The 2,473-nt window shown below is 35.9% G+C and carries 4 protein-coding genes; all 4 read left to right on the forward strand.

Annotated features, from left to right (window positions below; translation table 11 throughout):
• The coding region (locus V7147_RS24855) for a YcxB family protein (RefSeq protein ID WP_335370472.1) at positions 1-302 on the forward strand (302 nt) is incomplete at its 5' end.
• A 125-nt stretch (positions 303-427) separates the two neighbouring features.
• A complete protein-coding gene (locus V7147_RS24860) occupies positions 428-1,192 on the forward strand; it encodes a CPBP family intramembrane glutamic endopeptidase (RefSeq protein ID WP_335370473.1) in 765 nt (254 codons plus the stop codon).
• A 99-nt stretch (positions 1,193-1,291) separates the two neighbouring features.
• Entirely contained in the window at positions 1,292-1,972 is a 681-nt protein-coding gene (locus tag V7147_RS24865) for an SIMPL domain-containing protein (protein WP_335370474.1), read from the forward strand.
• A gap of 53 nt (positions 1,973-2,025) precedes the next feature.
• Entirely contained in the window at positions 2,026-2,418 is a 393-nt protein-coding gene (locus tag V7147_RS24870) for a DUF3888 domain-containing protein (RefSeq protein WP_335370475.1), read from the forward strand.
• The last annotated feature ends 55 nt before the right edge of the window (positions 2,419-2,473 follow it).

Here is a 2,473-nt window from a genome sequence, read left to right on the forward strand (position 1 = left end):
CGGTAACTCTAATGGACCGAAATTATAGTAAAGCGTTTAAAAATGACCCATTAATTAAAAATGAAATAACATACGAAATAAATGATAAAGGAATCAGCCAAAAATTAAGTGGGGCAATCGCAAAGATTGAGTGGAAAGATATATTACTTGCAATAGAAGAGAAAGATATGTTCCGATTATATGTTTCCAAAAACAAAGCGATCATCCTCCCCTTTGGTTTCTTCAATTCAACGGAAGAAATAAATATTTTAAAAAGACTTATTAGAGGAAACATGAAAGCGAAAAAAGTTAAATTAAAGTGATAGCTAACGAAATTCGCTCAGATTCTAGTCTGAGCGTTTTTTTATTTTTTCATATGCAGTGAACTTTTTTATCTCCTTATTCGTATTATCTGCGGAATATATAAATATGAATGAGGGTGTTAGGAATGACAGTGTTTTTTATTTTTTGGATAGCTGCATCAGTTGGGGCAATTGCCGTTATACCGTATCAATTTAAAATGCTAAAAGGCAAAATCGAAGAAGATGCAAGAAAGAATCCAACAAAAAAGATTCCACCTACTCCTGTGCTTATGTTAATCAGCATTTTACAAAGTGTTGTGCTATTAGGTGTTTCAGCATTTATTGGAACGTGGTTGGCTCCAAAGGTTGATTTACATTGGTGGTTAATTGATCAATGGTTACATGGTACTGCTGTTCCATATTCGATTTCAGGAACAATTCTGCTAAGTATTATTGTCGGAGCCATTGCGTCATTCATCATCTTCGGATTGGACATTTTATTTATGAAAAAAATGCCGAAGGTCGATATAGATGAGCCTTCAAAATTTCAGGCATTTATTGCTTCGTTTTATGGAGGTATTTCGGAGGAAGTGTTAACCCGCTTATTCGTAATGACGGCAGTTGTTTATGTATTAAACCTTATAGGTTTAGGGAGTATTTCTTATTGGATCGGTATCCTCTTTGCTGCCTTTTTATTCGGTGTTGGGCATTTACCAGCTGCTTTTGGGCTTTTCGGAAAATCAAAGCTTGTTGTTTGGCGTACGCTTTTACTAAATGCTATCCCAGGTATCCTGTTCGGTTTTTTGTATTGGAAGTATGGAATTGAAATCGCAATGATTGCTCACTTTACTGGGGATATCTTTTTACACGTTATCATTGGACCTATCTTTAGAAAAAGAATGAGAAGTTAAGCTTACGAGGTTTCGTGGGCTTTTTCTTTTATCTGCACACCGAAATTCCCCAGAACTAATACAATACAACAAAGAAAATTTTGAGAAAGGAGAACGACGATGTATTATTATGAACCTTGGATGAGACACACTCAGCCAGTAAGAAACAATCATGAAATCAAAAATAAATTGAAGGTAAATGGAGAAGGAATTGTTTCAGCAACACCGACTTCGTCAACAATCACGTTAGGTGTAATAACCGAAAGTAGTACTGTATCTGCTGCTCAAAATGAAAATAACCAACATACCAAAAAGGTGATCGATTCTATCCTAGGACTCGGGATACCTAAAGAACATATCAAAACAGTAGATTTTCGGATTGAAATCCTCTATAACTATGAAAACTCAAAACAAACGGTGAGGGGCTATCGGGTTACCCATATGCTACAAATTTCGGATGTAGATATCCAATCGACTGGTAGCATTGTCGATACAGCCGTTCAAAACGGTGCTAATACGGTCACAAGTATTGATTTTACGGTTAGCAACCAGAAGGTCTATTATGAAAAAGCTCTACAGAACGCTGTACAAGACGCCCAGGAAAAAGCAAGGACGATTGCGAAAAAGTTAAATGTCCAGCTTCAAGAAATCCCGATTCATATCCAGGAACTATCACAACATTCTCCCCCTGTCCCATTTCAAACCGCCATGTTTGCCAAAAGTGAAGCCTCCACACCGATTCAGCCAGGGGAATTAACGATTACGGCAAGGATTGAAGCGACATTTATATACAACATTTAATTTTGAAGCTGAATAAATCATTTTAGTTTTTAGGAAACTAAGATGAGGTGAAAATGTTGAAGAGATTTTTGGTTATGCTTTTGGTTGGAATAATATTAGTCATCCCTATTACAACAATAAATGCAAAAACAATAAATGAAGCTGATACAGAATTGAGCGAAACCCTAAAAATGGCACTTATAAGTAGCAATCGAAATCCAGTAGATAAAGCAATTACTGAAATATATAAAGATGACAAAAAAGCACAGAAACTAGGTCTTTCTTGGGCTTCATGGGGTACAGAAATCCTCAAAATAAAGCAGGTATATGGGATTGGTGGCTTATACCAGATAACGTTGAAAGTGTACCCTTACTATGGTGCCCATAACGGTTATGGAGAAGATGAAGTTGAGATCAATACAAATGGTGAATTAATCAGCTATAAGCATATAAAGACATACCCTTGAACTTCAATGTGTTGACGACTACAAAAGTTGAGTATACGTTCATGTTGTTTATTTA

The organism is Bacillus sp. JJ1521, from assembly GCF_036965165.1.
In the GTDB taxonomy this organism is placed as follows: Bacteria; Bacillota; Bacilli; order Bacillales; family Bacillaceae_L; genus Ferdinandcohnia.